General features: G+C 44.9%; 15 protein-coding genes, 2 tRNA genes and 3 rRNA genes. 16 read left to right on the top strand and 4 right to left on the bottom strand.

Going from position 1 to position 23,051, the window contains the following annotated elements; all coding sequences use genetic code 11:
• Nucleotides 1-136: 136 nt before the first annotated feature.
• The 6 genes from EP13_RS12125 to EP13_RS12100 all read left to right on the top strand — a co-directional run bounded on the left by EP13_RS12125 (nucleotide 137) and on the right by EP13_RS12100 (nucleotide 6,936).
• Nucleotides 137-1,669, top strand: a 16S ribosomal RNA gene (locus tag EP13_RS12125).
• Between the two features lie 81 nt (nucleotides 1,670-1,750).
• Nucleotides 1,751-1,826 (top strand) — tRNA-Ala (locus EP13_RS12120).
• Nucleotides 1,827-1,843: 17 nt separating this feature from the next.
• A tRNA-Ile gene (locus tag EP13_RS12115) sits at nucleotides 1,844-1,920 on the top strand.
• Nucleotides 1,921-2,448: 528 nt separating this feature from the next.
• Nucleotides 2,449-5,325 (top strand): 23S ribosomal RNA (locus EP13_RS12110).
• A 129-nt stretch (nucleotides 5,326-5,454) separates the two neighbouring features.
• Nucleotides 5,455-5,570: ribosomal RNA gene (gene rrf, locus EP13_RS12105) — 5S ribosomal RNA — on the top strand.
• Together the 16S, 23S and 5S rRNA genes with 2 tRNA genes alongside form the textbook arrangement of a ribosomal RNA operon.
• Before the next feature lie 415 nt (nucleotides 5,571-5,985).
• Nucleotides 5,986-6,936 (top strand): sensor domain-containing diguanylate cyclase, encoded by a 951-nt coding sequence (locus tag EP13_RS12100; RefSeq protein WP_231497861.1) that lies wholly within the window; start codon nucleotides 5,986-5,988, stop codon nucleotides 6,934-6,936.
• 95 nt (nucleotides 6,937-7,031) lie between these two features.
• On the opposite strand, the gene EP13_RS12095 is transcribed toward EP13_RS12100, so the two are convergent.
• From EP13_RS12095 to EP13_RS12085, 3 genes are all read right to left on the bottom strand, one after another.
• A complete protein-coding gene (locus EP13_RS12095; RefSeq protein WP_044057515.1) occupies nucleotides 7,032-7,502 on the bottom strand; it encodes a hypothetical protein in 471 nt (156 codons plus the stop codon).
• A 94-nt stretch (nucleotides 7,503-7,596) separates the two neighbouring features.
• The gene (locus EP13_RS12090; protein WP_044057514.1) at nucleotides 7,597-7,938 is read right to left on the bottom strand and encodes a DP-EP family protein; all 342 of its coding nucleotides are present in this window, start codon (nucleotides 7,936-7,938) and stop codon (nucleotides 7,597-7,599) included.
• Nucleotides 7,913-11,257: an nSTAND1 domain-containing NTPase gene (locus EP13_RS12085; RefSeq protein ID WP_044057513.1), complete on the bottom strand. Its 3,345-nt coding sequence runs from the start codon at nucleotides 11,255-11,257 to the stop codon at nucleotides 7,913-7,915. Before EP13_RS12085 ends, EP13_RS12090 begins: the two co-directional genes overlap by 26 nt.
• 243 nt (nucleotides 11,258-11,500) lie before the next feature.
• Here EP13_RS12085 and EP13_RS12080 point away from each other — a divergent pair, with 243 nt between their 5' ends.
• From EP13_RS12080 to EP13_RS12050, 7 genes are all read left to right on the top strand, one after another.
• Nucleotides 11,501-11,899, top strand: coding sequence for an HvfA family oxazolone/thioamide-modified RiPP metallophore (locus EP13_RS12080; RefSeq protein ID WP_044057512.1), 399 nt, complete (start codon nucleotides 11,501-11,503; stop codon nucleotides 11,897-11,899).
• Nucleotides 11,900-11,954: 55 nt separating this feature from the next.
• Entirely contained in the window at nucleotides 11,955-12,803 is an 849-nt protein-coding gene (locus EP13_RS12075) for an HvfB family MNIO-type RiPP peptide maturase (protein WP_044057511.1), read from the top strand.
• The gene (locus EP13_RS12070) at nucleotides 12,800-13,552 is read left to right on the top strand and encodes an HvfC family RiPP maturation protein (RefSeq protein ID WP_044057510.1); all 753 of its coding nucleotides are present in this window, start codon (nucleotides 12,800-12,802) and stop codon (nucleotides 13,550-13,552) included. Before EP13_RS12075 ends, EP13_RS12070 begins: the two co-directional genes overlap by 4 nt.
• Nucleotides 13,553-13,829: 277 nt before the next feature.
• On the top strand, nucleotides 13,830-14,366 hold the full coding sequence (gene apt, locus EP13_RS12065) for an adenine phosphoribosyltransferase (RefSeq protein ID WP_044057509.1): 537 nt from the start codon (nucleotides 13,830-13,832) through the stop codon (nucleotides 14,364-14,366).
• Between the two features lie 17 nt (nucleotides 14,367-14,383).
• Nucleotides 14,384-16,924, top strand: coding sequence for a DNA polymerase III subunit gamma/tau (gene dnaX, locus EP13_RS12060; protein ID WP_044057508.1), 2,541 nt, complete (start codon nucleotides 14,384-14,386; stop codon nucleotides 16,922-16,924).
• Between the two features lie 37 nt (nucleotides 16,925-16,961).
• Nucleotides 16,962-17,288, top strand: coding sequence for a YbaB/EbfC family nucleoid-associated protein (locus EP13_RS12055; RefSeq protein WP_044057507.1), 327 nt, complete (start codon nucleotides 16,962-16,964; stop codon nucleotides 17,286-17,288).
• A 198-nt stretch (nucleotides 17,289-17,486) separates the two neighbouring features.
• Complete coding sequence (locus tag EP13_RS12050; RefSeq protein WP_375278307.1) at nucleotides 17,487-18,374, top strand: hypothetical protein; 888 nt, start codon at nucleotides 17,487-17,489, stop codon at nucleotides 18,372-18,374.
• A 6-nt stretch (nucleotides 18,375-18,380) separates the two neighbouring features.
• Here EP13_RS12050 and EP13_RS12045 read toward each other — a convergent pair whose 3' ends face one another.
• Nucleotides 18,381-19,214, bottom strand: coding sequence for a putative porin (locus EP13_RS12045; protein WP_044057505.1), 834 nt, complete (start codon nucleotides 19,212-19,214; stop codon nucleotides 18,381-18,383).
• 209 nt (nucleotides 19,215-19,423) lie between these two features.
• Between EP13_RS12045 and recR the strand changes: the two genes are divergently transcribed.
• The 3 genes from recR (at nucleotide 19,424) to adk (ending at nucleotide 23,049) form a co-directional block, all read left to right on the top strand.
• Nucleotides 19,424-20,023, top strand: a complete 600-nt coding sequence (gene recR, locus EP13_RS12040; RefSeq protein ID WP_044057504.1) for a recombination mediator RecR — start codon at nucleotides 19,424-19,426, stop codon at nucleotides 20,021-20,023.
• Nucleotides 20,024-20,162: 139 nt separating this feature from the next.
• Nucleotides 20,163-22,085 carry a molecular chaperone HtpG gene (gene htpG, locus EP13_RS12035; protein WP_044057503.1) on the top strand — a complete coding sequence of 641 codons (1,923 nt, stop codon included), beginning with the start codon at nucleotides 20,163-20,165 and terminating at the stop codon, nucleotides 22,083-22,085.
• A 319-nt stretch (nucleotides 22,086-22,404) separates the two neighbouring features.
• Nucleotides 22,405-23,049: an adenylate kinase gene (gene adk / locus EP13_RS12025; protein WP_044057501.1), complete on the top strand. Its 645-nt coding sequence runs from the start codon at nucleotides 22,405-22,407 to the stop codon at nucleotides 23,047-23,049.
• Nucleotides 23,050-23,051: the final 2 nt, after the last annotated feature.

The following is a 23,051-nucleotide window of genomic DNA, read 5'->3' as shown; positions in this document are numbered from 1 at the left end:
TGGTCCTCCTTGCGCAGAAGTCACGACAAAAAAACGTCATGATTCTGCACGATGTTCTTTAACAATTTAGACAAGACAATCTGTGTGGGCACTCGTTAAGAGTGTCACAACGACGATTCATATTTAACGATATATTTAATTGAAGAGTTTGATCATGGCTCAGATTGAACGCTGGCGGCAGGCCTAACACATGCAAGTCGAACGGTAACATTTCTAGCTTGCTAGAAGATGACGAGTGGCGGACGGGTGAGTAATGCTTGGGAACTTGCCTTTGCGAGGGGGATAACAGTTGGAAACGACTGCTAATACCGCATAATGTCTACGGACCAAACGGGGCTTAGGCTCCGGCGCAAAGAGAGGCCCAAGTGAGATTAGCTAGTTGGTAAGGTAATGGCTTACCAAGGCAACGATCTCTAGCTGTTCTGAGAGGAAGATCAGCCACACTGGAACTGAGACACGGTCCAGACTCCTACGGGAGGCAGCAGTGGGGAATATTGCACAATGGGGGAAACCCTGATGCAGCCATGCCGCGTGTGTGAAGAAGGCCTTCGGGTTGTAAAGCACTTTCAGTTGTGAGGAAAAGTTAGTAGTTAATACCTGCTAGCCGTGACGTTAACAACAGAAGAAGCACCGGCTAACTCCGTGCCAGCAGCCGCGGTAATACGGAGGGTGCGAGCGTTAATCGGAATTACTGGGCGTAAAGCGCACGCAGGCGGTTTGTTAAGCTAGATGTGAAAGCCCCGGGCTCAACCTGGGATAGTCATTTAGAACTGGCAGACTAGAGTCTTGGAGAGGGGAGTGGAATTCCAGGTGTAGCGGTGAAATGCGTAGATATCTGGAGGAACATCAGTGGCGAAGGCGACTCCCTGGCCAAAGACTGACGCTCATGTGCGAAAGTGTGGGTAGCGAACAGGATTAGATACCCTGGTAGTCCACACCGTAAACGCTGTCTACTAGCTGTTTGTGACTTTAAGTCGTGAGTAGCGAAGCTAACGCGCTAAGTAGACCGCCTGGGGAGTACGGCCGCAAGGTTAAAACTCAAATGAATTGACGGGGGCCCGCACAAGCGGTGGAGCATGTGGTTTAATTCGATGCAACGCGAAGAACCTTACCTACACTTGACATGCTGAGAACTTTCTAGAGATAGATTGGTGCCTTCGGGAACTCAGACACAGGTGCTGCATGGCTGTCGTCAGCTCGTGTCGTGAGATGTTGGGTTAAGTCCCGCAACGAGCGCAACCCTTGTCCTTAGTTGCCAGCCTTAAGTTGGGCACTCTAAGGAGACTGCCGGTGACAAACCGGAGGAAGGTGGGGACGACGTCAAGTCATCATGGCCCTTACGTGTAGGGCTACACACGTGCTACAATGGCATTTACAGAGGGAAGCGAGACAGTGATGTGGAGCGGACCCCTTAAAGAATGTCGTAGTCCGGATTGGAGTCTGCAACTCGACTCCATGAAGTCGGAATCGCTAGTAATCGCAGGTCAGAATACTGCGGTGAATACGTTCCCGGGCCTTGTACACACCGCCCGTCACACCATGGGAGTGGGATGCAAAAGAAGTAGTTAGTCTAACCTTCGGGAGGACGATTACCACTTTGTGTTTCATGACTGGGGTGAAGTCGTAACAAGGTAACCCTAGGGGAACCTGGGGTTGGATCACCTCCTTACCAAGGACGTCGAAAGACGCACTTGATGCAGTGCCTACACAGATTGTTTTGTTTAAAAAATAAAGAACGACATAAGCTTATGGGGCTATAGCTCAGCTGGGAGAGCGCCTGCCTTGCACGCAGGAGGTCAGCAGTTCGATCCTGCTTAGCTCCACCATCTGCTTGTTTTACCCTAGGCTTGTAGCTCAGCTGGTTAGAGCGCACCCCTGATAAGGGTGAGGTCGGCAGTTCAAGTCTGCCCAAGCCTACCAATTCTACTTGCTTGCGTTATTTTGAACGCTGCGATGCTCAGGTGCTAAAGCACATTGCGCTTCTCGCATTCAAACTAACTTTACCAAGCGAATTGGTTGTGGTTTTACGTTACTTGCTTTGCAAGTGGTTGTGAAAAAGCCGCTTAACCGGAAGCAGAGCTTCCTGACGGTTTTTCTACTCGCTAAAGTTGGCGGTAGTGAAAGGCTAAGGTAGAAAGCTGATATTTGTGTCACGTTGGACCCGAAATCCTAATGAATATTTACTGTTTCAGTAAGCATTGATTAGGGTTTTTTACCCTGAGGGAGCACGCGCAATACTCTTGAGAGTAATGTAGGTCCTCCTTGCGCAAAAGTCATGACAAAAAGCGTCATGATTTTGCACGATAGTTCTTTAACAATTTGGAAAGCTGATATTAATAGTAATCAATCAAAATTGAGTAACTGAGAAGTCGAAAGACGTACTTTTTACTCTACTTGACTTGAATTAGATCGGAAGAGCGTCGTGTAGGGTAGGGTGAAGGATTTACTCCTTAAGTGACGAAGCGTATACGGTGGATGCCTTGGCAGTTAGAGGCGATGAAGGACGTGTAAGTCTGCGAAAAGCTGTGGTGAGCCGACAAAATGCATTTGAGCCACAGATGTCCGAATGGGGAAACCCACAGGATAACCTAGGTATCTTGTACTGAATCCATAGGTGCAAGAGGCGAACCAGGGGAACTGAAACATCTAAGTACCCTGAGGAAAAGAAATCAACCGAGATTCCGAAAGTAGCGGCGAGCGAAATTGGATTAGCCCTTAAGCTTTACATGTGTTAGACGAACGGTCTGGAAAGTCCGACGATACAGGGTGATAGTCCCGTAGTTGAATGCATGTTCAGTGAAATCGAGTAGGGCGGGACACGTGTTATCCTGTCTGAACATGGGGGGACCATCCTCCAAGGCTAAATACTACTGACTGACCGATAGTGAACCAGTACCGTGAGGGAAAGGCGAAAAGAACCCCTGTGAGGGGAGTGAAATAGAACCTGAAACCGTATACGTACAAGCAGTGGGAGCCCTTCGGGGTGACTGCGTACCTTTTGTATAATGGGTCAGCGACTTATATTCAGTGGCAAGCTTAACCGTATAGGGTAGGCGTAGCGAAAGCGAGTCTTAATAGGGCGCTAGTCGCTGGGTATAGACCCGAAACCGGGGATCTACCATGAGCAGGTTGAAGGTTAGGTAACACTGACTGGAGGACCGAACCCACTCCCGTTGAAAAGGTAGGGGATGACTTGTGGATCGGAGTGAAAGGCTAATCAAGCTCGGAGATAGCTGGTTCTCCTCGAAAGCTATTTAGGTAGCGCCTCAGACGAATTCCATTGGGGGTAGAGCACTGTTAAGGCTAGGGGGTCATCCCGACTTACCAACCCTTTGCAAACTCCGAATACCAATGAGAACTATCCGGGAGACACACGGCGGGTGCTAACGTCCGTCGTGGAGAGGGAAACAACCCAGACCGCCAGCTAAGGTCCCAAAATATTGCTAAGTGGGAAACGATGTGGGAAGGCACAGACAGCTAGGAGGTTGGCTGTATCACTGCCACCCTTTAAAGAAAGCGTAATAGCTCACTAGTCGAGTCGGCCTGCGCGGAAGATGTAACGGGGCTCAAGTTGTAAACCGAAGCTGCGGGTTCTATGAAATTGAGCGGGTAGGGGAGCGTTCTGTAAGCCGTTGAAGGTGTGTTGTAAAGCATGCTGGAGGTATCAGAAGTGCGAATGCTGACATGAGTAACGATAATGGAGTGAAAAACTCCCACGCCGGAAGACCAAGGTTTCCTGTCCCATGCTAATCAGGGCAGGGTAAGTCGGCCCCTAAGCTTCCGATCTAATGCGTAGTCGATGGGAAACGGATTAATATTTCTGTACTTCTGGTTACTGCGATGGAGGGACGGAGAAGGCTAGGCCAGCTTGGCGTTGGTTGTCCAAGTTTAAGGTGGTAGGCTGAAATCTTAGGTAAATCCGGGGTTTCAAGGCCGAGAGCTGATGACGAGTCGTCTTTTAGATGACGAAGTGGTTGATGCCATGCTTCCAAGAAAAGCTTCTAAGCTTCAGGTAACCAGGAACCGTACCCCAAACCGACACAGGTGGTCAGGTAGAGAATACTAAGGCGCTTGAGAGAACTCGGGTGAAGGAACTCGGCAAAATTGTACCGTAACTTCGGGAGAAGGTACGCCTCTGTGTGTGAAGACTTTACTCCGTAAGCTCTGGCTGGTCGAAGATACCAGGCCGCTGCGACTGTTTATTAAAAACACAGCACTCTGCAAACTCGTAAGAGGACGTATAGGGTGTGACACCTGCCCGGTGCCGGAAGGTTAATTGATGGGGTTAGTCTTCGGACGAAGCTCTTGATCGAAGCCCCGGTAAACGGCGGCCGTAACTATAACGGTCCTAAGGTAGCGAAATTCCTTGTCGGGTAAGTTCCGACCTGCACGAATGGTGTAACCATGGCCACGCTGTCTCCACCCGAGACTCAGTGAAATTGAAATCGCAGTGAAGATGCTGTGTACCCGCACCTAGACGGAAAGACCCCGTGAACCTTTACTGTAGCTTTACACTGGACTTTGAGCCTGCTTGTGTAGGATAGGTGGGAGGCTTTGAAGCGTGGACGCCAGTTCGCGTGGAGCCATCCTTGAAATACCACCCTGGCATGCTTGAGGTTCTAACTCTGGTCCGTGATCCGGATCGAGGACAGTGTATGGTGGGCAGTTTGACTGGGGCGGTCTCCTCCTAAAGAGTAACGGAGAGTACGAAGGTGCGCTCAGACCGGTCGGAAATCGGTCGCAGAGTATAAAGGCAAAAGCGCGCTTGACTGCGAGACAGACACGTCGAGCAGGTACGAAAGTAGGTCTTAGTGATCCGGTGGTTCTGTATGGAAGGGCCATCGCTCAACGGATAAAAGGTACTCCGGGGATAACAGGCTGATACCGCCCAAGAGTTCATATCGACGGCGGTGTTTGGCACCTCGATGTCGGCTCATCACATCCTGGGGCTGAAGTCGGTCCCAAGGGTATGGCTGTTCGCCATTTAAAGTGGTACGCGAGCTGGGTTTAGAACGTCGTGAGACAGTTCGGTCCCTATCTGGTGTGGGCGTTGGATGATTGATGGGAGCTGCTCCTAGTACGAGAGGACCGGAGTGGACGAACCGCTGGTGTTCGGGTTGTCATGCCAATGGCATTGCCCGGTAGCTACGTTCGGAACGGATAACCGCTGAAAGCATCTAAGCGGGAAGCCGGCCCAAAGATGAGTCATCCCTGACCTTTAAGGTCTGGAAGGGTTGTTATAGACGATGACGTTGATAGGCAGGGTGTGGAAGCGTTGTAAGGCGTTAAGCTAACCTGTACTAATTGCCCGAGAGGCTTAACCATACAACGCCTAAAAAGGCTTCGCGAGAAGTTGGCGTTGTAAGCAAAGACAAGCTAAAAGCAAGACAGAGTAAAAAGTAGTTACTCACTGATTGAATTAATATCAAACTTTCCCAAATTGTTACCAAATTTCTTGGCAGCCATAGCGATACGGTACCACCTGATCCCATTCCGAACTCAGAAGTGAAACGTATTAGCGCCGATGGTAGTGTGGGGTTTCCCCATGTGAGAGTAGGACACTGCCAAGTCCCTATTAAAGAAACCCGCCTTACGGCGGGTTTTTTGCTTTCTGGCGTTTATAAAAAGAAAAAATAATGGGGTCAGAGTACTTTTACGATATTCGCAATAAAGTACTCTGACCCCATTAACTTTATTTCTATTCAGGTATTCTGCCTCCACTAGCTACGAATAATACTTATCCTGTCGAAGGTCGAAACTTTACCGATAAAGTTCCTACCAATTGAATTTTTCTTTCAGAATTTTCTTGTACTTTTGGCCTTTTTTACTTAATTTGACTCGCTTTTTACTCTTCCCTTTCGGTTATTTTATATAAAAATCAGAGTGTTAAAAGCGAAGGTGCTCGGAAGGATACATATATTTAAAAAGCGTAATCTTTGTTTCATCAACTATTTCTATAAAGGTGAATAAAGGATGTTCTCTTCGATGATTAACAAAAACAAAGAAACTAGACCAACGCCAAAGCTGTTTAACTTTTATCAAGATTCATCATTAGCGCGAATGATAAACTTTATTAACGAAGCGGTAATCGTTATTGATTCATCTGGCGTCATTGAAATGCTCAATCCTATGGTTGCCAATTTAATGGGCGCACAACGAGATAGACTACTGGGTCATAATTTACTTGAGTTGGTCGTTGACGCAAAAGGGAAGTCTCAAACACTGCTCATAGACTGTTTAGAAAAGGGGCGCCACTATCCAATATCTTCACCACCTATAGAATTGAACCTAAAAGCAGACCTTAGTCCGACAATCAGTGTGGAGATGTCTATTTCAACGCTACCCGAAGAATTGTCTTCGTCTAATACATTATTTCTTTGTATTTTGCGTGATCTCACTTTGCATAAAGCAGAGTACGGTTTGCTTAAACAAAAAGCCAATACAGACTATTTAACCGGCCTTGCCAATCGCCACCGTTTTGCCGACTACTTAACGAAGCAATGGAATATTTGCGAGCAAGATAATCTTCCTCTTAGTATTATCTTTATTGATATTGATCACTTTAAAAATTTTAACGATAGGTACGGGCACATAGCGGGCGACCGTTGCTTAAAACGCATAGGTGAGACTATTTCCCTTAGTTTGCCTAATCGGGATACGTTGGCAGCCCGTTATGGCGGGGAGGAATTTGCACTTGTGTTACCTCAGTGTTCACCGCAAACAGCACAGTTGTTGGCTATTCGTATTAAGCGCCATATATCACAGCTTAGTACCCGCCAATTTGCCGTAACAAAAGAGTCGCAGCTTACCGTAAGTATGGGGGTGGCCACTCAAATGGAAGGTAGGTACAACAATACCGAATCGTTATTGAATGCTGCTGATACCTTACTTTATCAAGCTAAGTCTCAAGGCAGGGACCAGATTTGTTTTTTGTAAATTGAGGTAGATAAAACACGCTGAGCTTATTTGACCAGCGTGTTGAGCGTCACACGTAAAACAACTTCATTTGTAAAAATACTCTTAATGAGTCATTAAACAGGTTTGTTTTGTATTTGCGGGTCACACATAAACCGTTCGCCGGTTTGGGTATCGAAAACCCATACTTCCAGGTAAATATCGTCTGCCACGTCGTTACCGTCATCAATGGCAATCCTCATAAGCGTATTAGTTTTTTCTTCTAACGTAACGTCACCCGGGCTTGTTGCGGTTACCCAGCGAAATTGATAACGTGAGGCGAGGGTAGTATCGAAAGTGATTTTTACTTTGCGGTTGGTATTGTCAGTAAAGCTAACGGCTTCTGGTGTATAGCGGTAGTAATAACCCTCACCAATTTCAACATGTTTGGCATCGGGGGGCGGCACTTCATCGGGTGCCCATAGTTGTAATGTAAAGATTTGGGTATTGGTTTCGCCGCTTGTGGCGTGCACGTTTGTGGTGAAAGATAGCAAAAATAAGAGTGTTGCGGTAATAAAATAGAGTGGTTGTGAACGTTTCGTATTCATTCCTTGTTCTGTACTGCGTAATCAACACGCTGGGCCGTTTGGCTCAGCGTGTTGGGGGAATATAGATAGAAAGGAGAACCATAGATTTTATTTTTTAAAGGGGATCATTTTTAATTTGTGGATCTGGGCTAACAAACGCCGCAACCAGTTTTACGCAAATATGGTCCTCTTTACTAGCGTCAGAATCAGTAATTACTATGCTTTTTCCGTTGTTTGTAACTTGCCAGGTTAAATCGCCATTTGGGTCGTCACTTATTTCGGGAGAAACAAACACCATATTGCTCGCAGTGTTGTCGGTTAGCGTATACGTAATGGTGGTATTGGGCACGGATACGGTAATTGGCGAATCTGGCGCCCCATCTATTGGCGTTATGGTAAAGGCGCCATTTGCGTCAACGGTGACATCGTAGTTATAATTTGGTGGTGTTGTTGTCATTTATCAATTCCTTATTGATGTTGGTAAAATAATGGGGCAGAGGTACTTTCATTAAAGCAAGCTGCCTTCGTTGTTCGGCTACCGCACTTTGGTTATTTAAGCAGTAGCCTGCAAATACATGAGCTTGCAAAAACAAAGGGTAGTGACTTTGGCCGATAACTTTGTTTGTAAGCATAAATAGGAGTTCACACTGATTCCGGACTTTATTTGCATCTTCACCGCTTTCGTGATGGGTTTGGCGAATAGTGGCTAACAAATATTGCGTGTAGTTTATTAAAACGTCGGTATTAATGGTTTGAGCGTGAATATCGTCTTGAATTTCGTCTTTTAGCGAGTGAACTTTGTTCAATGAGGTTAGCAAGTCTTGGCTAACCTGCCATTGTTCACTATTTTGAAAATAATGAGCGGCATAGGTTTTTGTTTTAATATGAGTATTCTCGTTCAAGACTCCATTAAGGGCAATACTAGACGTTGCAGTATTTGGAAATGAATTGGATGTAAGTAGTGACTGATAAAATTCTAGAAGCGTTTTAACATGCAGAAAATGTGATTTCCACAAACTATTGTCACTGTCTTGCTCGAGAATTTTTGCTAGTAGGTTTTGTGCTTCCTCTAATTTTTTTACCGATAAGAGCCTGTTTCTGATAAACTCATTGCTTTCGGCAATATTCAATTTTACAAAATAAAGAGTTTCGATAACCTCTGCGTTTCCTGGGTTCGTGACTAACAGTTTCGTTAATATGTTTTCTGCTTTTTCTAGTACTGATATGGCGATGTCAATGTTGCCTTGATTTATAAGTGCAGAGGCAATCCATGAATAAGTGTCTGCTACAGCTGTAACAGCCGAGATTGATCCCCCTGACTTTTCAAGTATCTGTTGCTTGTAGGCGAGGGAAGATTCAAAAAACGACAGTGCTTGTACAAAATCTAATTGACGAAAGGCGAGACTGCCAATGGAGTTAGTCGCATAGCTTACTTCCATTAAGGCGATATCACTTTCAGGCTCTAGCGTCAGCATTTTTTCACTAAAATCTAAGTAACGCTTTAATTGTATGTTAGCAAAGCTCAAGTCATGAGCTTCAAATGCTATTTGCCCCAACCAAAACGCATTTGCCCCCGCCGCTTTTAGCAATTCGAAGTTATTGGGCTGGTCTTCTAATAATGCACTTAAACGTTTATCAGCCTCTTCATACAATTGTTTAGCGGTTTCAGTATCGTCTCGGTAAAATCGTACTTCGGCCATCGCTTGCAGTGAAAGCGCATGTTGAAAACGAAGTTCGAAACTGGCTTTTGGCGGGCTAATGGTAAAAAATCCATATTCACTCGCTTGCTGAGCTTGTTCAACATAACTCAGTGCTTGTTCGCTAATGCCTTCCAATAAATCCATGCGTTTTACGCTACGTAGTTTATCGGCAAAGTCACCTATCATATAACCCATTAGATTTTCGGCTTCTAGCCGTTTTCTTTCGGCCAGGTGTTGGGACTGCTGACTTTGTAGCATGGCACCAAATGAAACTACCGTTAAGCACGCTAGCGCGGCCAGCGTCACTCGGCGAATAATTCGTTTCCGTTGGGCGGTTTTTTGTGATGCCTTAATGAGGGCAAGTTCGTCTTGGGAAAGGCTTAAGCTGGTGTCGCCTTTTAATGCCAGCGCATCGGTTAAGGGTTTACCCTCGGTCAGCAAAAACGCCTTACTTTTGTTGTCTTGCAGCCACTGTTTGGTTTGCTGTTCAAGGCGGTTTTTACTGACTAACGAACTTTGGTGTTGTCGCAGCCACGTTTGTACTCGCTGCCAGCGGCGAAGTACCGCTTCGTGGGCGACTTTAAAGCACGCTTTATCTTGGTAAAGATGCGATACAAATAACCGATTTTCTACCATTAAGGTTGCAAACTGCTTTTCATTATCGTTAGTAAGTTCACTCCATAGGGCCGTGCGGCTGGTAAGCGTATTACCGTCGTTGGCAAGGGTTATTACCAAGGGTAATACGCGGTCTAATGCGGTTTGTACCTTAGCTGGCATATGCTGGAAAAGTTGTTCGGCTTTGTGACCAATCGCCCCTTCAATACCGCCTAATTGCTTATAGGTGCTTACTAGTAGCGTGTTGTCTTTTCGCTGTAAGTAGAGTTCTTGCAGCGTATATTGCAACAAAGGCAAGCAATCGGGTTCAGCGGCGGCATCGGTAAGAATAATGTCGTCTAGGGTGACATCTGTGTTGTCGTCTTCTTCCCAGTTCAAACCCGCGGCAATGGCGGGTAGGCGTATCATTTGGCTAAGTTCGCCTGCGGATGGTGGGGTAAGGTCGAAATGCGCGCCCCGTTCTTTGTTTTTCATTAGGGTGGGGTAGGCAGCTAACTGGTGGTAAAAGTCGTTTCTACATACCAGCAATATCATAAATATACCGCTTTGCGACAAGGTGTCTAACAGAGAAAATACGGCGTTTCGCTGGCTAACGCTAACCGCTGAGGTGGCTAAATAAGCTTCTAGTCGGTCTAGTACAATCACAAAACAAGGGTAGGCCAAGGTGTTGTACTGGGCGCTCTGGCTTAGCTTTGTTTTTACGTTATGAATAATCTGATCAGGGTGAGTAGTCAGCTTTATCGCTAAAGAGTCTGCGCTCTCCCCCTCAAACATAGGGGCATCATTAATGTCCCAGTCCAACATGCAGGCGGCTAACTCTTCAATAATGTAAGCAGGGCGAATATCGGAAAAATCAATGCTGATGTAGTCGAAGGCACGTATGCCGTTTGCCCCCTTTTCGTTTAACATCCTGGGTAATAACCCTGCATGCACTAACGAGCTTTTACCTGAACCACTGGGGCCAATAATTAAGGTAAAAGGGCGTTTTCTGTTGCATTGCTCGGCAAGTCGGTGAAGTAAGTTTTTCACTGCGGCGTTACGGCCATAATACACTTGGCTTTCTTGCTGGGTAAACGCGGTTAAGCCGGGGAAGGGGGACTGACCTTGCCAATTAGTCTCTGCTGCACGGGTTTGTTCGTCTTCTACAAACTGCACATCGGCAATAACCCTATACCCACGTTTTCTTATGGTTTCAATAAATAGTGGGTCACTGGCTTTGTCGTCTAACGCTTTTCGTAGTTGAGTAATGGTTTTATGAATGGGGTTGTCGCCAACGGGCGAGTTGGGCCAACATTGGCGTACAATATCGTCGGCACTTACTACCTCACCAGCTTGCTGGCAAAGTAGAAGTAAAACGTCCATGGCTTTGGGTTCAATGGTTCGCTTAAATTTTCCGAGTCTTAAGGTATTAGAGGATGGTTCGACTTGCCAATCGCCCAGGTAGAACTGTGTAATAGCCATTTATAGATTCAACTAAAGGTTAATAACGCGGTTCTAAGCTAACCTGATTTGATTAAAACGTAAACGGATTTTGCTTGTTTGACATGTAACAGAATATATAAAATTATTATACTTATTAGACATCTATAATATTTATGTATATATCGTGAACCCTTTTTGAAATAAGAATTAAGCTTATAGGGTCTTATTTTATACACGTGCTTAGCGCGTCTTAATCTGATAACGACAAGTAGGGGTATTCCCATGAAACAAATCAACAAAACATCTATGGCTTGTGCGCTAGGTGCCGTGGTTTTAGGTTCGTTGGCATCAACGTCAACATTGGCTGAAGCAAATCCATTTGGGGTTCAATCATTAGAATCCGGCTATAGTCAGTTTGCACCTGAAGGCAAGTGTGGCGAAGATAAAGCCAAAAAAATGAAAGAAGGTAAATGCGGCGAAGGAAAGTGCGGCGAAGATAAAGCCAAAAAAATGAAAGAAGGCAAGTGTGGCGAAGGGAAGTGTGGCGAAGATAAAGCGAAAAAAATGAAAGAAGGCAAATGTGGCGAAGATAAAGCGTCCATGAAAGCCGATGCCAATAAAGCCAAAGAAGGGAAATGTGGCGAAGGAAAATGTGGTGAAGGTACTTGCGGAAGTATGTAAGCGTAGCGCACAATTCGGGTCATCATAAGATGACCCAGTTATTATGAGGCGAAGAATGTTTAATCTTGAAGGGGCTGGACTGGGTTTTAGAAGGGAGTTACTCGCTGATATCTTACCTATACTGCCTTCAGAAGTAGATTTTTGGGAAGTGGCGCCAGAAAATTGGATCCCTCTTGGTGGTGCATACCAGCGCAAATTTCAACAGGCAATATCGCAGGCACCTTTTACAACCCACGGCCTTTCACTGTCTATTGGCAGTACAGATAAACTTGATGTGGGGTTCGTTAAATCCATCAAACAGTTTTTAGATGCGAACAATATCGATCTGTACAGCGAACATTTAAGCTATTGCTCTGGGCAAGGTCATATGTATGACTTAATGCCCATTCCCTTTACCAGTGAAGCCGTATACCACATCGTTGAGAGAATAAAACAGGTTCAGGATATTATTGAACGGCCATTGGTGTTGGAAAATGTGTCTTATTATATGGCGCCTAATCAAACACTTTTAGAAATTGAATTCTTAAATGCGGTGCTTGCAGAATCCGGCGCTTTCATGCTTTTAGATGTGAACAATGTCTACGTTAATAGCGTGAATCATGGCTACGACGCTTACGACTTTATTGATAAACTTCCCTCAAATAAAATAGTGTATGGGCATATTGCTGGGCATTTCGACGAAGCCCCAGATTTAAAAGTAGACACCCATGGAGCAGATGTTATTGAACCGGTATGGGCGTTACTTGACCATGCATATCGTACCCACGGTGTATTTCCCACCCTCTTAGAGCGCGACTTTAACTTACCGCCTTTGGGCCATCTACTTGATGAAGTACGTCGAATTAAAGCCATTCAAACTTTGGTGAAAAATGAAACATCATTTGCCGGGAAGGCGCAGGCATGAGCGACGGACTAAAAGAGCAACAAAGCGCATTTGTACGAGCGATTAAAGACCCAGCAACCTTTCAGGCAAAAAATGAAGACGAAAAGCGAAGAATGGCAATTTACCAGTCGCTTTTTTTTAACAATGTAAAAGGCTTCGTTTTATCAGGATTCCCTGTTTTAACCTCAATATTGTCAAGTGATGATGTGAACCACTTAGTGAGGCAGTTTTTCAATCAGCACGCTTGCCATTCTCCCTATTTCGTGGAAATAAGTAAGGAGTTCGTCGCCTATTTGGCCACTGAACCCACATTACCTTTCTCGTTACCCAACTTTGCAGCTGAGTTAGCGCACTATGAGTGGCTTGAGTTAGACGTCAGTATTCGTCATGCTTCTATCACTGTGTCACCGTCAACGCATTGTAAAGACACCGACAAACTGTTTTTTTCACCCCTTGCAACCTTGGCTTCCTATACTTATCCTGTACATCTTATCGGTGCGAACTTTATTCCGGCGCATCCGTCTGCGGAACGTAACTATTATCTTGTTTATCGTGATGTTCAGGGTGAAGTGCAGTTTACCCTGGTTAACCCGGTAACGGCCGTTATGCTAAACACCATAATACAATATGAAGATGGGGTGGCTTTATCCCAACTAGCGCAGCTACTTTGTGAACAATTGCCGCAAATACCGACACAAAATTTACTGAATGGCTTACATCAAACCGTTTCAGATTTACTACAAAAAACGGTTTTGTTTACCAAAGCTTAATCTTTCTTCAAAAGATCCTAAAAATTTGTACTGAAAGTGAGCGTTTGATTGGATTAACGCTATCAATCGCGCGTGCTTTCGATTAACATTTACCACCATTTTTTGGTTCCATAAATTGTTTAGGTAGTGCAAATGGCTGACAATTCAGATTTCAAAGAAGTCTACAACAAGTGGTACTTTCTCGCTTCATTAGTAACTTTACTTGCGTTCCCGCTGATGCATATCATCTGCGGCTGGTTTACCTTCTGGTTATAACGCAGACAATCAAGGCATTATTGTGACTGCAGAATATATAAAATCAGTAGTAAAAACCGTACCTGACTATCCAAAGCCAGGTATTTTATTCAGAGATGTAACAAGCGTTTTAGAAGATCATAAAGCGTTTAGCAGCTGTATTTCCCTGCTTTTAGAAAAATATCAAGGCATGGGTTTCAATAAAGTTGCAGGTACCGAAGCTCGCGGCTTTTTATTCGGTGCGCCTCTTGCCATAGAAATGGGCATTGGGTTTGTGCCTGTAAGAAAGCCAAATAAACTCCCTCGCGAAGTGGTGAGTGAATGTTATGAGCTGGAATACGGTACTGATACTTTAGAGATACACAAAGACGCCATTCAACCTGGCGACAAAGTACTTCTTATTGATGATTTACTCGCAACAGGTGGCACCATTGCCGCTTCAGCAAAGCTAATTCGCCGTTTAGGTGGAGAGGTGGAGCATGCTGGCTTTATTATCAATTTACCCGATTTAGGTGGACGTGAAAAACTTGACCAAATTGGCGTGGAAAGCTTTAGTCTATGCGAGTTTGAAGGCGAATAAGGATTAAATAACAGGCAATGAGTTATCAGGTATTAGCACGGAAATGGCGCCCAGGTAAGTTCAGTGAACTGGTAGGGCAAGAGCATGTCGTTTCTGCTATTTCAAACGCGCTTGATAATGATAGGCTTCACCATGCGTACCTGTTTACAGGTACCCGTGGCGTGGGCAAAACCACCATTGCTCGAATTTTTTCTAAAAGCTTAAATTGCGAAGAAGGGCAAGGTGCGAATCCATGTGGTCAATGTAATACCTGCAAAGAAATTGAGCATGGTAATTATGTTGATTTGCTAGAGATAGATGCGGCATCGCGCACTAAGGTTGAAGATACCCGAGAATTACTCGATAACGTACAATATAAGCCAACCCGCGGCCGTTATAAGGTGTATCTTATCGATGAAGTTCATATGCTATCAAAGCATAGCTTCAACGCCTTGCTGAAAACGCTTGAAGAGCCACCTCCGCACGTTAAATTTCTGTTAGCAACCACCGATCCGCAAAAATTGCCGATTACTATTTTGTCGCGCTGTCTTCAGTTTAATTTGAAGGCGCTTTCGCGGGAGCAAATAGTTGGGCAATTAACGCATATTTTACAGGAAGAGTCGCTGCCGTTTGAACCTTCAGCGTTAGCGCTATTAGCACGTGCAGCACAAGGCAGTATGCGTGACGCACTAAGCCTTACCGACCAAGCTATTGCTCAAGGGGGCAATGCGGTGATCGCGTCGGTGGTTACCGACATGCTAGGGCTCATGGATAAAAATCAATTGGTGAAGTTGTTACACGCAGTGGTAACTAAAACGCCTACTGATGTTATGCAGTTAGTGCAGGATATTGCTGAGCAAGCACCAGATTACAGTCAAGTACTTGGAGAATTAGCCAGCACCTTACATCAAATTGCTCTTACTCAGTGGGTGCCTGATGTATGTAAGCTAGAAACCACCTCAGCCAAGGCTATTTTTCAACTGGCGAAAAGTATAGCGCCAGAGCAAGTGCAACTGTTCTACCAGATTGCGCTGCAGGGGCGTAAAGATTTACCATTAGCGCTAGACGGGCGAAGTGCGTTAGAAATGACGCTAATGCGAATGATGACATTTGCACCGAACGAACCCATCTCCGACACAGAGGAGATTATCAGTACGGGAAAGTCCCAACTTAACTCGCCAGTCTCTGCAATAACTGCTTCAGAGGCAAGCAGCGCCGTGGTAGCTGAAAAGCCAGCCGAGGAATCTTCATCTGTCAGTCAACGCCAAGCCTCTCACAGTGACGAGCAATCCTCTTTAACGCCAGAGTCAGAAACCACTCTTACACAGCCAGTTGAGCCACAGCCAGTTGAGTTAACACCTGAGGAATCTGGTGCCGCCCCAACACAGCCAGAACAAGCACCCCCAATTGATGAGCCTGTTACTGAAGCTCAATCACCCGCGTTGACACCGGAAACATTGCCGCCAAGTGATGAATCACCGTTCAATGATACGCCGCCGTTAGATGCTTATCATGACGATCTTCCTCCACAAGAGACAGGCATGTTTGAGGGAGAGTTTGGCTATCAAGAGCCTGTGCATATCAATGAGGCCACTGAAAAAAATGCAGATGCTGAGCATTTAAGTGACACGTCACACGGAGCCCTTCAGCATGGTGATAACGATGCGCAGCTTACGTCAACGGCGGATATGTTGGCACTGCGACAGAAATTAAAGCAGCAAAAAGTTGAAAGTGCAGCTGAAAGTACCAAGAAAGCCGCCAAAAATGACAAAGACGACGGCTTGTTTAACCGACTTAGCAGAGGCAATGGCGCGCAGGATATCACACAAGCAGCGCAAGAACCTGTGGCGAAGGAAAACGCGCCGCATACACCAGATTTAGGGGATGATTCGCCACCTTGGGCAACAGAGTCTAAGGGAGACGACAACCCATCGTCTCAGTCTATGGCTGAGCCTGCACAGGTAGAGGCGCCATCAAGACAAGTGCAGACCGAAGAAGACCTAGTAACGTCACAATCGCATGCGCCTTTTGCTCACGAGAGTGAGCCTCATGCGAACATGCCGCGTAATGAAAATAGCGTTGATTCGCAAATGTCGAGCGACCCGCTACAACCTAGTGAAGCAAGTGATACTGGTGTAGCGCCTCAGCAGTATAAGGGACAGTTAACGGCGTATTTAGAAGACGGTAAAAAACTGGTGCATGCCAGTCAAATAGATAAATGGAGCTACCTGGTTGAGCAAATGCCGCTGGCGGGGTTATTAAAGCAGCTTGTGTTGCATGCCTCTTTCAGTAAAAACAACGGTCAGGTTACGCTTGAAATTGACAACAGTCAGGCGCATTTACTTAATGAGAGTGCCAAAAAACAATTGTTGGATGCACTACACCATACGTTAGGTGAACAGGTGGAAATCGAAATAGTATTGGGCAACCCTGCTCAGACACCATATTCACTTCAACAAGAAATAGTAGCAATGCGCGAAGCCTATGCGCATGAAGTTTTAGAAAGTGACGAAAAAATTCAAGCGCTGTTATCAATGTTTGATGCATCTATTGTTACCGACACGGTAAAGGCGAGATAACAGTTTCAATTAACACCAAAACGAAGCGAGATAAAATATGTTTAAAGGTGGAATGGGTAATATCATGAAGCAGGCGCAGCAAATGCAAGAGCGCATGCAAAAAGTACAAGACGACTTAGCGAACCTAGAGGTTACCGGTGAAGCGGGCGCAGGTATGGTTAAGGTGACAATGACCTGTAACCACAACGTGCGTCGTGTTGATATTGACGATTCTTTGATGGACGACGACAAAGATATGGTTGAAGACCTAGTTGCCGCAGCATTTAACGATGCGGTACGTCGCGTGCAAGAAACCAGCAAAGAAAAAATGGGTGATGTGACTGGAGGCATGCCTTTACCTCCGGGCTTCAAAATGCCGTTTTAAGAGGTTTTTAGTCAGACTCAGCGTTCCCGATACGTACCAGAAGCAGTTAAGTAAACACGCCGTTAACTTAACTGCTTTTTTATTGGCAACACGGGTTGAGACAGTCATTCATGGTCGCGAAAATGTCACGCGTAAACAAGGATGTGTATTTGCATGATTAAAAAGCCCGTTGTACTCATATCTCTACTGTTAGCTTGCATGGCAATGTTGTTCACGGTGGGGGCTGCGTATTCTTTGTATAGCAAAAAGCAGCATGATATTGACCCAAAGGTGCGTGAAATTTCGGGTATTGAGTTTGATAAGAAATTACGTCTTTGGGCCATTAACGATAGCGGGGACGGGCCTAAACTCTATATGTTGAATGATGATGGTTCAGTAGCTAGGGAAGTGACGGTAACCAATGCAAAAAATATCGATTGGGAAGACATGACACAAAACGAGTTTGGTCATTTTTTTCTAGGCGATTTCGGCAACAATGAAAATAACAGGCGATGGTTAACCATATATAAAATTGAAAACCCCATAGATATAAAGACAGACACAACAGAAGCAGAAATTATTAAATTTACCTACCCAGAAATGGATGGTACACCCGTAGAACCTCACCAAAAGAACTTTGATTTAGAAGCCTTTATTGAGTTTGACCACAACCTCTACTTATTTACTAAGAATCGAACTGCGCCATTTGATGGTATTACAAATGTGTATAAAGTAGGAGATCATGCGGCAAATTTTAATGCTGAAAAGATAGATGCTTTTAAAACCTGTACGACATTGGAAAAGTTATGTTGGATTACTTCAGCAGCCATCAGTCCAGACAGAAAAAGGTTAGTATTGTTAGACTCAACGTCAATATGGCTATTCGAGAATTTTCCGTCAGACCGATTTTTCTCAGGCGATATTTACAGAATAGATTTAGGGTTAATTACACAAAAAGAGGCCGTTACCTTTTACGACAACAATACGCTGGTATTTACCGATGAAGAATTCAAAGGGCTCATTGGCGGCAATGCCTACAAGATCGAGCTCGATAAAGTGGCGAAGCAGCCCATACGGACTTCTTCGCCAAGTAATCCTGCGGAATAAACCTTATTAAAACCTGAAAGTGCCTAACAGCGTAATAGAACCTAAATCGCCATCGTCTGTATCATATCCTAGGCCAAATCTAAGCGATGAATAAGGGTTAAACCAATAGTTGGTACCTAATTCGACTAGGTTCTCTGAACTGTAGCCGTCATGGTTTTCATACAGTGCAGCGACACCCACACTCCAATTGGGTTTAAGATAGTAATCTGCGTCAATCTCAATTGAAAATTCGTCGTCGAAGTGAGTGCCTTTCATCGCGATATCCCACCCTGGCGTGAAGCTTTTTGCTGTCCCTCCAAAGCTGGTATACCTAGCAAAGATACTGAAACTGAGTTCGTTATCATCAGCTTTATATCTTGTTGTTGGGTCATCATAAGCGTAAAACGCTTCTTCAATATCGAAAAGATCGATACCTGCACCGTATTCCCAGTGGTCGTTGGCAAAGGTGGACAAACTGATGCCTACCCGTTGCTGAGTAACATCAGATAAATTCCTTTCGTCGGAAATCCTCCCATAGCGACCACGCACTATGAGAGTATCAGAATAAAACCATTCGCCATCTATATTGATACTGTTTAGGTCGTCGATAGCAAAATAGTTTACCGATGCATTGTTAGCGCGCTGAAGGTAGGGGCTTATCGCCCAAGGCTGAGTAGCCATATTCACAGTATCGAAATAATAGCGGTAACCTACACCCAGAAATTTATCGTCTGCGTCTTTGATATCAGAGATACCTAGGCTAACTTCGTGATGAATTTGCGCGGTTTGAGCTAACGCAAGAGGGGTTGTAAGAGAAGTTGATAGTACAATGGCACACATGAGGGGACGACGAAACTTCATAAAATATCCTTTTTCGAGAAAATGGTAGCCCTACTAGCTATAGGGGGTAAAACGATAAGGAACTATAGTTACGTGAAAATGAATGTAAACTGAACGTGGCTAAAATATATTACTTTCACGCGGTTTTACTTACGCGAATCAGTTGAATGGGGCATCGTTAAATGCGACCATTGCGCACACTCAAATCGTGACAAATCCATACAGCCATTATGAAGTTTAGCCCTTTACTTACCGAACTCATTCAAGCCTTAACCTGTCTACCTGGTGTAGGGCAAAAAAGCGCACAGCGGATGGCATTTCATCTGTTGGAGCGCAATCGTACTGGTGCGCTGGACTTAAGCAATGTTTTACATAACGCTATGGAGCATATACACCATTGTGAACGCTGCAGAACGTTTACAGAGGATGCACTGTGTGAAATTTGCCGTCACCCTGAACGCGAAGCAAGCGGGCTTCTGTGCATTGTAGAAAGCCCACAAGACGTTTTGGCTATTGAGCAAACCTTGAGCTACAAAGGCCAATACTTTGTGTTGATGGGGCATCTATCGCCTATCGATGGTGTAGGGCCGAACGAAATAGGCTTAGATGAGCTTGAGAGGCGTCTGTCTGCTGGGGGCATTAACGAAGTGATTTTAGCAACCAACCCCACCGTGGAAGGGGAGGCCACAGCACACTATATTGGTCAAGTGTGTGCTAGTCACAATATTGATGCGTCACGAATTGCCCATGGGGTCCCCGTTGGTGGGGAGCTAGAATATATTGATGGAAACACCCTTACACATGCGTTTTCAGGGCGCCGAAAGTTATAGCTTTCCCTCAAGCGCCTTCATTTAGCAACCTAATACTCACTTTTCGTCATAATTTTTTACCTTTACTGTTGAAAAACACGCTCACAGACCCTACCTGTCTGAGAGTAATGTGATCCATTCAACGAGGAGATATTGGATTATGGCTGAAGCAGCCCATAAAGAAACCCACGGTTTTCAGACGGAAGTAAAGCAGTTACTTCATCTGATGATTCACTCTTTGTACTCGAATAAAGAAATTTTTCTTCGTGAGTTAGTGTCAAATGCCGCTGACGCAGCAGATAAGCTCCGTTTTCGCGCATTGGAAGACGGCAGTCTTTATGAAAATGACGGCGATCTTGCGGTTAAAATTAGTGTTGATAAAGAAGCTAGCACGGTAACCATTGCGGACAATGGTATCGGGATGACCCGAGATGAGGTTATCGCTAACTTAGGTACCATCGCAAAGTCTGGTACTAAGGACTTCTTTAGCAAGCTTTCTGGCGACAACGCCAAAGACTCTCAACTTATCGGCCAATTTGGTGTTGGTTTTTACTCGGCATTTATTGTAGCGGATAAGGTGACGGTTCGTACTCGTGCTGCTGGCACTGATGCAGCAGAAGCCATTGAATGGGTATCTGAAGGGGAAGGTGAATTCACCATCGCCGAAATTAACAAGCCCACACGCGGTACTGAAATTGTGCTTCACCTACGTGAAGACGAAAAAGAGTTTGCTGATGCTTGGCGTCTGCGTTCCATTATTAGTAAGTATTCTGATCACATCAGCATCCCAGTACAGATGTGGAAAGACGAAGTGCCTGAAAGCGAAGGCCCTGATGGCGAGAAGATTGAAGCTCAGCCAGGTGAATGGGAAGTTGTTAACAAGGCAACGGCCCTGTGGACTCGTGAAAAATCTGATATTTCAGATGAAGAATACAATGAATTCTACAAGCACATTTCACACGATTTTACCGATCCTCTAGCATGGGCGCACAATAAAGTAGAAGGTAAAACGGAATACACTAGCTTATTGTATATTCCTTCAAAAGCGCCATTTGATATGTGGAACCGTGACCAGAATCATGGCTTAAAGTTGTATGTGCAACGCGTATTCATTATGGATGACGCAGAGCAGTTCATGCCAACATACCTGCGTTTTGTGAAAGGGTTACTTGATAGTAACGATTTACCGCTAAACGTTTCTCGTGAAATTCTTCAAGACAACAAAATTACCCAGACCCTTCGCCAAGGTTGTACTAAGCGTGTGCTTCAGATGCTTGAGAAAATGGCGAAAAATGATGCTGAAAAGTATCAGTCATTCTGGAATGAATTTGGTAATGTGCTAAAAGAAGGCCCAGCGGAAGACTTTAGTAACCGTGAGAAAATTGCAGGCCTACTACGTTTCTCATCAACGCACGCTGATTCTGATGCGCAAACAGTATCTCTTGCTGATTACATCGAGCGTATGAAAGAAGGTCAGGATAAGATTTACTACGTGACCGCAGACAGCTTGCAGGCAGCGAAGTCTAGCCCTCACTTGGAAATCTTCCGCAAGAAAGGCATTGAAGTTCTGTTAATGGGCGAGCGTATCGACGAATGGTTGATGTCTCACCTTACTGAATTCAGTGAAAAACAGTTTGTTTCTATCGCTAAAGCTAACTTAGATTTAGGCGACCTTGAAGACGAAGAATCTAAGAAAGCGAAAGAAGAAGCTGAAAAAGAAGTTGAAGGCTTGCTTGAGCGAGCGAAAACTGCCCTTGGTGATAAGGTAGGCGAGGTTAAATTTACTCACCGTCTCACTGATTCCCCTGCTTGTATTGTAGCAGACGACAATGGCATGACTACGCAGATGATGAAGTTGATGCAAGCTGCTGGGCAGACTGTACCTGATGTGAAGTATCATCTAGAGCTTAACCCTGAGCACGCGCTGGTTAAAATGCTAGCTGATACGCAAGATGAGGCACTTTTCAACGAGTGGGTTGGCGTATTATTCGACCAAGCCGCATTGTCTGAACAGGGAAGCTTAAAAGATCCTTCAACGTTTGTTCAAAACCTGAACAGTCTGTTAATGAAGTTAGCTAAATAAGGCTTGTAATCATTAATTGATTAGTAAAAAGCGAGCAAATAGCTCGCTTTTTCTTTGTGTGGATTATTATTTTATGGAAGTGTTATAAAAATCCATTTAAATTAATTAGTTAAGTAAATTAAAAATGGTGGGTTTATGCTTGGCGTAGAGCGCAATATAACAAAACAACACCCGTTCATACGCAATATAACTTGTACATATATTCGCCATTAGTCTTAAGTTTAAAATTAGCCGTAGCCTTCTACTTGTCACTGTGGTGTTGAATGTGTAAAGTGCCGAAGGTGAAAAAGTTTCAAAATCATAAGCGGAGAACGCACACATGCGAATTATTCTTCTCGGCGCTCCTGGCGCGGGTAAGGGCACACAAGCTCAGTTTTTAATGGGCAAATATGGTATTCCACAAATTTCCACGGGCGATATGCTTCGTGCGGCAATTAAAGCGGGTACAGAATTAGGCCTAAAAGCCAAGCAAGTTATGGATGAAGGTAAGTTAGTTTCTGACGATATCATCATTGGCTTGGTTAAAGAGCGCATTGCACAAGATGACTGCAAAGACGGTTTCTTACTAGACGGTTTCCCTCGTACAATTCCACAAGCCGACGCCATGAAAGAGGCAGGCGTTAAAGTGGATCACTGTATCGAATTTGACGTGCCTGACGACGTTATAGTTGAGCGTATGGGCGGACGTCGTGTTCACCCAGCGTCAGGCCGTGTGTATCATGTAGTATACAACCCGCCTAAAGAAGAAGGCAAAGATGACGTTAGCGGTGAAGATTTAATCATTCGTGATGATGATAAAGAAGAAACGGTGCGTAAACGTCTTGCTATATACCATGAGCAAACGAAGCCGCTGGTTAATTATTACAGCGCAGAGGCAGAAGCCGGTAACTGTGAATATCATAAGTTAGACGGCACACGCCCAGTAGACGAAGTTAGCGCTGAGTTGGCCAAACGTCTCGGCTAACG

Origin of the sequence: Alteromonas australica, from assembly GCF_000730385.1 — a bacterium.
GTDB classification, from domain to species: domain Bacteria; phylum Pseudomonadota; class Gammaproteobacteria; order Enterobacterales; family Alteromonadaceae; genus Alteromonas; species Alteromonas australica.
The sequence above is the reverse complement of the archived record's forward strand: the minus strand, read 5'-3'. Positions and strand labels throughout refer to the sequence as shown.

Coding starts and splice junctions, on each gene's coding strand:
- EP13_RS12095 (WP_044057515.1), bottom strand. CDS start 7,502: ATGAATACGAAACGTTCACAACCACTCTATTTTATTACCGCAACACTC.
- EP13_RS12080 (WP_044057512.1), top strand. CDS start 11,501: ATGAAACAAATCAACAAAACATCTATGGCTTGTGCGCTAGGTGCCGTG.
- EP13_RS12070 (WP_044057510.1), top strand. CDS start 12,800: ATGAGCGACGGACTAAAAGAGCAACAAAGCGCATTTGTACGAGCGATT.
- EP13_RS12100 (WP_231497861.1), top strand. CDS start 5,986: ATGATTAACAAAAACAAAGAAACTAGACCAACGCCAAAGCTGTTTAAC.
- EP13_RS12055 (WP_044057507.1), top strand. CDS start 16,962: ATGTTTAAAGGTGGAATGGGTAATATCATGAAGCAGGCGCAGCAAATG.
- EP13_RS12075 (WP_044057511.1), top strand. CDS start 11,955: ATGTTTAATCTTGAAGGGGCTGGACTGGGTTTTAGAAGGGAGTTACTC.
- EP13_RS12085 (WP_044057513.1), bottom strand. CDS start 11,257: ATGGCTATTACACAGTTCTACCTGGGCGATTGGCAAGTCGAACCATCC.
- EP13_RS12050 (WP_375278307.1), top strand. CDS start 17,487: ATGGCAATGTTGTTCACGGTGGGGGCTGCGTATTCTTTGTATAGCAAA.
- EP13_RS12045 (WP_044057505.1), bottom strand. CDS start 19,214: ATGAAGTTTCGTCGTCCCCTCATGTGTGCCATTGTACTATCAACTTCT.
- recR (WP_044057504.1), top strand. CDS start 19,424: ATGAAGTTTAGCCCTTTACTTACCGAACTCATTCAAGCCTTAACCTGT.
- EP13_RS12090 (WP_044057514.1), bottom strand. CDS start 7,938: ATGACAACAACACCACCAAATTATAACTACGATGTCACCGTTGACGCA.
- adk (WP_044057501.1), top strand. CDS start 22,405: ATGCGAATTATTCTTCTCGGCGCTCCTGGCGCGGGTAAGGGCACACAA.
- htpG (WP_044057503.1), top strand. CDS start 20,163: ATGGCTGAAGCAGCCCATAAAGAAACCCACGGTTTTCAGACGGAAGTA.
- dnaX (WP_044057508.1), top strand. CDS start 14,384: ATGAGTTATCAGGTATTAGCACGGAAATGGCGCCCAGGTAAGTTCAGT.